Source organism: Streptomyces sp. NPDC048172, from assembly GCF_043202595.1.
Taxonomy (GTDB): Bacteria; Actinomycetota; Actinomycetes; order Streptomycetales; family Streptomycetaceae; genus Streptomyces.
Window position 1 is genome coordinate 266,104 of the sequence record NZ_JBIDAT010000011.1, and the last position, 7,870, is coordinate 273,973.

Annotated in this window: 7 protein-coding genes; 5 read left to right on the forward strand and 2 right to left on the reverse strand. The window is 73.8% G+C overall.

Annotated features, from left to right (window positions below; genetic code table 11):
* Positions 1-111 precede the first annotated feature (111 nt).
* The 4 genes from galT to ACGF3A_RS38560 all read left to right on the forward strand — a co-directional run bounded on the left by galT (position 112) and on the right by ACGF3A_RS38560 (position 4,605).
* Positions 112-1,254, forward strand: coding sequence for a galactose-1-phosphate uridylyltransferase (galT, locus tag ACGF3A_RS38545; RefSeq protein WP_393735190.1), 1,143 nt, complete (start codon positions 112-114; stop codon positions 1,252-1,254).
* Positions 1,251-2,225, forward strand: a complete 975-nt coding sequence (galE, locus tag ACGF3A_RS38550) for a UDP-glucose 4-epimerase GalE (RefSeq protein WP_393735191.1) — start codon at positions 1,251-1,253, stop codon at positions 2,223-2,225. Before galT ends, galE begins: the two co-directional genes overlap by 4 nt.
* Entirely contained in the window at positions 2,222-3,367 is a 1,146-nt protein-coding gene (galK, locus tag ACGF3A_RS38555; protein ID WP_393735192.1) for a galactokinase, read from the forward strand. The genes galE and galK overlap by 4 nt, the downstream gene beginning before the upstream one ends.
* Positions 3,368-3,651: 284 nt before the next feature.
* Positions 3,652-4,605, forward strand: coding sequence for a LuxR C-terminal-related transcriptional regulator (locus ACGF3A_RS38560; RefSeq protein ID WP_393735193.1), 954 nt, complete (start codon positions 3,652-3,654; stop codon positions 4,603-4,605).
* A gap of 113 nt (positions 4,606-4,718) precedes the next feature.
* On the opposite strand, the gene ACGF3A_RS38565 is transcribed toward ACGF3A_RS38560, so the two are convergent.
* Positions 4,719-5,480: an SDR family NAD(P)-dependent oxidoreductase gene (locus ACGF3A_RS38565; protein ID WP_393735194.1), complete on the reverse strand. Its 762-nt coding sequence runs from the start codon at positions 5,478-5,480 to the stop codon at positions 4,719-4,721.
* A 23-nt stretch (positions 5,481-5,503) separates the two neighbouring features.
* Complete coding sequence (locus tag ACGF3A_RS38570; RefSeq protein WP_393735195.1) at positions 5,504-6,145, reverse strand: TetR/AcrR family transcriptional regulator; 642 nt, start codon at positions 6,143-6,145, stop codon at positions 5,504-5,506.
* 127 nt (positions 6,146-6,272) lie between these two features.
* On the opposite strand from ACGF3A_RS38570, the gene ACGF3A_RS38575 reads away from it, so the two are divergent.
* Complete coding sequence (locus ACGF3A_RS38575) at positions 6,273-7,718, forward strand: aldehyde dehydrogenase family protein (RefSeq protein ID WP_393735196.1); 1,446 nt, start codon at positions 6,273-6,275, stop codon at positions 7,716-7,718.
* The last annotated feature ends 152 nt before the right edge of the window (positions 7,719-7,870 follow it).

Sequence of the window (7,870 nt, forward strand, 5' to 3'; positions counted from 1 at the left end):
ATGTCGTTTTTGTAGCTTGTGATCCACGGGCCGCGCTGGGCAACTTCGTCTGTTGGCTCGTGGTTCGTTGTGTGCGATTATGTTGAGGTCCAGCAACGAGGAGCCCGCACGGTGAAGAAGACCTCAAACCGCCTTGCCGACGGTCGCGAGATCATCTATTACGACCTGAGCGCCACCGCAGAATCAGCCGTCCGTACCGCCGCCGACAGGCGTCCCCTGCCGCCGATCGAGACCGCGTCGGAGATCCGCCACGACCCGCTGCTCGACGACTGGGTCGGCGTCACCGCGCACCGCAACGCCCGTACGTACCACCCGCCGGCCGACGAGTGCCCCCTCTGCCCCTCGCGAGACGGGCGGATGAGCGAGATCCCCGAGGCCGACTACGACGTCGCGGTCTTCGAGAACCGCTTCCCCTCCTTCCGCGGCGCCCCCGGCGACGAGGTCCACGACGGCAGCCCCCTCTTCGCGCGCCGCCCCGGCGCCGGGCGCTGCGAGGTCGTCAGCTTCACCTCCGACCACGACGCCTCGTTCGCCGACCTGACCGAGGAGCAGGCCCGCCTCGTCCTCGACGCCTGGACCGACCGCACGGCCGAGCTCTCCCAGCTCCCCGGCGTCGAGCAGGTCTTCTGCTTCGAGAACCGCGGCGAGGAGATCGGCGTGACCCTCTCCCACCCGCACGGGCAGATCTACGCCTATCCGTTCACCACCCCGCGCACCGAGCGGATGCTGCGCTCGGTGGCGGCGTACGGCGAACGGCCCGCGGGGGACAACCTCTTCGACGACCTGGTGGCCGCCGAGCTCGCCGTCGGCGACCGCGTCGTGCTGGACGGCGAGCACTGGACGGCCTTCGTGCCCTACGCCGCGCACTGGCCGTACGAGGTGCACCTGTACCCCAAGCCCCGGGTGCCGGACCTGCTCGCGCTGAGCGAGGAGGCGCGCGAGGAGTTCCCGGGGCTCTATCTGGAACTCCTGCGCCGCTTCGACCGGATCTTCGGCGCGGACCAGCCCCGTACGCCGTACATCGCGGCCTGGCACCAGGCCCCGTTCCCCAAGGGATCGCAGAGCGGCCAGGGCCGTGCGGAGCGCTTCGCCGCGCGTGAGGAATTCGCCCTGCATCTGGAGCTCTTCACCATCCGCCGGGCTCCCGGCAAGCTGAAGTTCCTCGCGGGTTCCGAGTCCGGCATGAATGTGTTCATCAACGACGTCCCGCCGGAGGCGGCGGCGCAGCGGCTGAGAGAGGTAGCGAGCACATGAGCAAGTTCCTGGTCACCGGGGGAGCCGGATACGTCGGAAGCGTGGTCGCCGCCCATCTGCTGGAGGCCGGCCACACCGTCACCGTCGTCGACGACCTGTCCACCGGCTTCCGCGCCGGGGTCCCGGACGGCGCCGAGTTCGTCGAGGCCCGCATCCAGGACGCGGCCGAGTGGCTCGACGGCTCGTACGAGGGCGTGCTGCACTTCGCCGCGTCCTCGCAGGTCGGCGAGTCCGTGATCGAGCCGGAGAAGTACTGGCGCAACAACGTCGGCGGCACCCTCGAACTCCTGGGCGCCATGCGCGAGAAGGGCGTCGCCAAGCTCGTCTTCTCCTCCACGGCCGCCGTCTACGGCGAGCCCGCGAGCAGCCCGATCACGGAGGACATGCCGACCGCGCCCACCAGCCCGTACGGCGCGTCCAAGCTCGCCATGGACCAGCTCATCACCGGCTACTGCCACGCCTACGGGCTGTCCGCGGCCTCGCTGCGCTACTTCAACGTCGCGGGCGCGTACGCGGGCGCCGGGGGTGACTTCGGCGAGCGGCACGACCCCGAGTCGCACCTCATCCCGCTCGTCCTCCAGGTCGCCGCGGGCCGCCGCGAGACGATCTCCGTCTTCGGCGACGACTACCCGACCCCGGACGGCACCTGCGTGCGCGACTACATCCACGTCGCCGACCTCGCCGACGCCCACCTCCTCGCCCTCGACGCGGCGCGCGAGGGCGAGCACCTGATCTGCAACCTCGGCAACGGGAACGGCTTCTCCGTCCGCGAGGTCATCGAGACCGTCCGCGAGGTCACCGGCCACCCGGTCCCCGAGACCGTCGCCCCCCGCCGCGGCGGCGACCCCGCCGTCCTCGTCGCCTCCGCCGACCGCGCCCGCCAGTCCCTGGGCTGGCAGCCCAAGCGCCCCGAACTCGCCGGAATCGTCGAGGACGCCTGGAACTTCACACAGAAGGTGCTGGCCCCATGAGCCCCACGAGCTTCCGCGAGATCTACGGCCGCGATCCCGAGGGCGCCTGGGAGGCCCCCGGCCGCGTCAACCTCATCGGGGAGCACACCGACTACAACGACGGCTTCGTGATGCCGCTCGCCCTCCCGCACACCTGCCGTGTCGAGGCCGCGCGCCGCGACGACGGGGTGCTGCGGCTGCACTCGGCCGACGTGCCCGGCGGGGTCTACGAGCTGACGCTGGGCTCCCTCGTCCCCGGTGCCGACGGCGGCTGGGCCGCGTACCCCGCGGGTGTCGTCTGGGCGCTGCGTGAGGACGGGCTCCCGGTGGGCGGCGCCGATCTGCACTTCACCAGCACCGTGCCGACCGGCGCCGGGCTCTCCTCGTCCGCCGCGCTGGAGGTCTCCACCGGGCTCGCCCTCGACGAGCTCTACGGCCTCGGGCTCTCCCGTGAGCGCCTCGCGCAGCTGTGCCAGCGCGCGGAGAACGACTTCGTGGGCATGCCCTGCGGGATCATGGACCAGATGGCCTCCGCCTGCTGCACCGAGGGTCACGTCCTCTTCCTCGACACCCGCGATCTGTCCCAGCGCCAGATCCCGTTCGACCTCGCGGCGCAGGGGCTGCGGCTGCTCGTCGTCGACACCCGCGTCAAGCACACCCTGAGCGACGGCGCCTACGCGCAGCAGCGCCGCTGGTGCGAGAAGGGCGCGGAGATCCTCGGCGTTCCCGCCCTGCGCGACGTCGACATCCCCTACGAGGACCTGGACGCGGAGCTGGCGGCCCGTATCGACGACCCCGACGTGCGCCGCTGCGTACGGCACGTCGTCACCGAGGACCGGCGCGTGGAGACGGTCGTCGAGCTGCTGGAGCACGGCGAGACCCGCGCCATCGGCCCGGTGCTCGACGCCGGACACGACTCGCTGCGCGACGACTTCCGCGTCTCGTGCGCGGAGCTGGACACCGTGGTCGAGTCCGCGAACGCCGCGGGCGCGATCGGCGCCCGGATGACGGGCGGCGGCTTCGGCGGCTCCGCGATCGTGCTCGTCGAGGCGGACGACGCGGAGCGGGTCACCGAGGCCGTCCTCGCGGCGTTCGGCACGGCGGGTTTCCGCGCGCCGAGGGTGTTCGAGGCGGTGCCGAGCGCCGGCGCGCGGCGCGTGTGACGGGCGCATAGGAGGATGAAGGGTCAACTTCGGCCCCTGGGGCGTCAGGTTGTCTCACTTCTGACGTCGTGCCCAAACAGTTTTGCCGTTTGGCTTCCGTTGTCCGACCCCAGTCGTACTCTGATTCTGATGCACACAGCCGGTGGGGGCCGGTGCGTGTGCTGATCAGGGGGCGAGACAGCCGGGTACGACGCCCGGAGGCGGGGTAACAGCGAACCACGGCGGCGGTCGTGCGGTTTCGCGTCCCCGCACCGGGCGCCGTGCCCGCACTGCCAGGGGGTGCCATGCAACGTATTCGTGTGCTAGTGGTCGATGACCATCGCATTTTTGCCGAGTCCTTGGCCGCCGCGCTGGCGGCGGAGCAGGACGTCGAGGTCGCCGCGGCGGGCAGCGGAGCCGCCGCGCTGCGCCACTTGGAGCGTGCCTCGGCAGAGGGCCGCCGCTTCGACGTGCTGCTCGTGGACGCGGATCTGGGAGCGCCGCTGCATCCCGGACCGGGACCGGGCCACGGCGGCCCGTCGCCCGGAGCGGGCGGGCCGGGTGGTCCGGGAGGGCCGGGTGGTCCGGGACCCGGACATGGACCGGGCCCAGGGCCCGGCGGTCCCGGGGGCCCCGGTGGCCCCGGCGGTCCGAGCCCCGGCCTGGGCGGCCCGATCGGCGTGGTGGGCGGCAGCGCGAACGGTGAGGTGCCGGGCCGGGCGCTCAGCACGCTCGACGACGGCGCGCGGACCCCCGACCCCTCGGGCGGACTGCCGCTGGTGGCGCGCGTGCGCGCGGACTATCCGCAGTTAAGGACAGTGGTCCTCGCCGAGCGCGACGATCCCCGGCACGCGGCAGCCGCGCTCCAGGCGGGCGCCGGGGGCTGGGTCGCCAAGGACTGCTCGCTCTCCCGGCTGCTCCAGGTGATCCGCGGCGTCCTCAAGGACGAGACGCATCTGCCGCCCGCGCTGCTGACCGGCGTGCTCAAGGAGCTGACAGCCACGCGCAAGCACCGCACCGAGAGCGAGCGCCTCGTCGAGTCGCTCACGCCCCGGGAGCGCGAGGTGCTCCGGTGCATGGTGGCGGGGCTGGGGCGCAAGGCGGTCGCCGAGCGCCTGTATCTCTCGCCGCACACCGTCCGGACCCATATGCAGAACGTGCTGGGAAAGCTGGGCGTCCACTCCACTCTCGCCGCCGTCGCGCTGGCTCGCCGCGCGGGCGTCGGCCCGGCCGAGCTGGAACCGGCCCCGGCGCGCTAGCCGACACCGGCTTCCCCCGACACCGACACCCACGGCCCCCGGTCCCCGGGCTCGCGGGACGGTTTCCGGCCCGGCGCTCTGCCCGGCGCTCAGCCCAGTGCTCTGCCCAGTTCTCAGGGCGAGTTCTTGAACACGCTCCAGCCGCCGTCGACGACCATGCTCGTCCCCGTGACGTACGAGGCGTCGGCGGAGAGCAGGAACGCGACGACGGACGCGACCTCTTCAGGACGTCCGTGCCGCCCCGCCACGGTCTCGCTCGCCGCGCGGGCGCGCTCGTCCTCCCCGATCCCGCTCCAGGCGCGGGTCAGGATCGGCCCCGGCAGCACGCTGTTGACCCGTACGTCCGGGCCGAAGTCCACGGCGAGCTGACGGCCCAGTCCGGTCAGCCCCGCCTTGGCCGCCGCGTACGCCGGACGCCCCGGCAGGCCCACCAGCGCCTGCACCGAGGACGTCAGCACCACGGCTCCGCGCCGCTCCCGCAGGTCCTTGATGCAGGCCCGCACCCCCAGGAACGAGCCCGTGAGGCCCACGCCGAGCTGGCCCTCCCAGTCGTGCAGCGAGATCGCGTCGGCCGGCCCGGGGCGCACCAGCGCCGCGTTGCTGACCAGCCCGTCGACGGGCCCGAAGCCCCGGCGCGCGGTGTCCACGGCCCGCGCCCAGGCGGGTTCGTCGGTCACGTCGCCGAGGACGAAGGCGGCCCGGCCGCCGGAGGAGGTGATCTCGCGGGCCGTACGCCGCCCGCCCTCCTCCTCGTTGTCGAGGATCACCACGGCCGCGCCCTCGTCGGAGAGCCGGTGTGCGGTGGCGGCGCCGATGCCCGCCCCGCCGCCGGTCACGATGATGGTGCGTCCCGCGAATCGGAGTGCGCCGCTCATGGGCGGTGATGCTACGGGGCGGATCACCGCGCCTGCCAGACCGCACTGCGCGGCGGTGAGGCGAGGGTCGCGTCGACGAGCCGTTCGACCGTCCCTTCGGGCAGCGGGTCGTCGTGCCACAGCCCCCGGAAGAGCATGTATCCGGCCCACTGCTCCAGGACCATGGCGACGTCGGTGTCCTCGGGGAGAGCGCCGCGGGCGACGGCTCGTTCGACGACGGCGCGGGCCTGGGCGTTGCGGGGTTCGAGGACCTCGGTGCGCAGCCGCTCCAGGAGCGCGGGCTCGCGTGCCGCCTCGGCGATGAGGGCGGGGAGGACGAGCCGGACCTCGCCGGAGCCGTAGAAGCGGGCCATCGCCTGCTCGGCCACGGCGAGCAGTTCGGCACGGGTGTCGCCGGTGGGCTCGGTCGGGACGTCGGTCAACCGGTCCTGGACGGCGGCCAGGACGAGGGCCGCCTTGTTCGGCCACGAGCGGTAGACGGTGGCCTTGCCCACGGACGCCTCGGTGGCCACGCCCTCGATGGTGAGGCGCGCGTAACCGCGCTCCTGGAGCAGCGCGAGGGTGGCGGCCAGGATGCGCTCGCGCGCCTCCAGGTCGCGGCGGCCCCGCGTGGACCCGGCGTCGGCGTCGTCGTCCACGGCGTGGAGGGTCCGCGTCCTGCCCATGGTGCTGCTCCCGTCGTCGCTCCTGAGGTCAACACGATACGGACCGTCTTGACCTCTCGACCAGAGGGGCGGGCGGGGCTAAGGTCAGAACGGACCGTATCGTTCTGACCGAGGGAGGGATCGTGCCATGCCGTACGCCCGGAGCACCGTGAGCCATGAGCAGCCGCGCGCGGACGAGGAGCCGGAGGCCGTACGCGCGGCCGTCGGGCAGGCCCGTGCCGCCGCTCCCGCGTGGGAGGCGCTGGGCCACCGCGAGCGCGGCGCGCGGCTGCTGCGGTGGCGGCGCGTGATGGCGGGCCGCCTCGACGAGATCGTGGCTCTCCTGGAGCGCGAGGCGGGCAAGGTGCGCGCGGACGCGCTCGTCGAACTGGCCGCCGCCTTCGAGCACCTGGGCTGGGCCGCGCGCCACGCGGGGCCCGTGCTGCGCCGCCGTACGGTGCGTTCGGGGCCGCTCATGTTCAACCAGCGGTCCACCGTGGAGTACCGGCCCTACGGGGTCGTCGGCGTCATCGGCCCCTGGAACTACCCCGTCCACACCCCGCTCGGCTCCGTCTCCTACGCGCTCGCCGCGGGCAACGCCGTCGTCCTCAAGCCCAGCGAGCACACCCCGGGCACGGGCCGCTGGCTCGCGGAGACCTTCGCCGAGGCCGTCCCGGACATGCCCGTCCTCGGCGTGGTGACGGGCGACGGCGGCACGGGCGCCGCGCTCTGCGCCGCCGGGGTCGACAAGGTCGCCTTCACCGGCTCGCCCGGCACCGGCGCGCGCGTCCTCGCCGCCTGCGCGCCCTCGCTCACGCCCGTACTGCTCGAACTCGGCGGCAAGGACGCGCTGGTGGTCGCGGACGACGCGGACGTGGACGCGGCCGTGGAGGCGGCGCTCTGGGGCGGCTGCGCCAACGCGGGGCAGTCGTGCGCGGGCATCGAGCGGGTGTACGTGGCCGAGGGGGTGTACGAGCGCTTCCTCGCCCGGATCGCCCGGCGGGCCCCGGAGATCAGGGGCGGCGGGACCGGCGGCGACTACGGGCGGATGGCGCTGCCGGGCCAGCTCGACGTCGTACGGCGCCACATCGACGACGCGCTCGCGCGCGGCGCACGGGCCGTCGTGGGCGGCCCCGGCTCGGTGGTGCCGCCGGACGTCGTCACCGGGCCCGTCGTCCTCGCCGACGTCCCCGAGGACGCGGACGCGGTGCGCGAGGAGACGTTCGGACCCGTGCTCGTCGTGAACCGCGTGCGGGACGCGGAGGAGGGTGTGGCGCGGGCCAACGCGAGCGCGTACGGGCTGGGCGGGGCGGTGTTCGCGCGGCGCGGCGGCGTACGGCTGGCGCGGGCCATGCGCACCGGCATGGTGAGCGTCAACGACGTGCTGACCTTCACGGCGGTGGGCGCGCTGCCGTTCGGCGGCCGGGGGCGCTCGGGCTTCGGCCGCATCCACGGGGCCGACGGCCTGCGCGAGTTCGCCGCGCCGCAGGCCGTGACCCGCCGCCGCTTTGCCGCTCCGCTCGCGATCCAGACCTTCGCCCGAGGCCCTCGCGACCTGCGCCACTTCGAGCTCCTGCTCCGCCGTCGGGGCTAGGCCGACGTGGCCGCTGGGCAGGGGCTGCCCCGTGCCGCGCGTTGCAGACTGCGGCTGCGTCGTGGCTTGTCGCGCAGTTCCCCGCGCCCCTGAGGCCTCAGGGGCGCGGGGAACTGCGCGAGCAACCACCCACAACCCGCGGTCTGCGACAC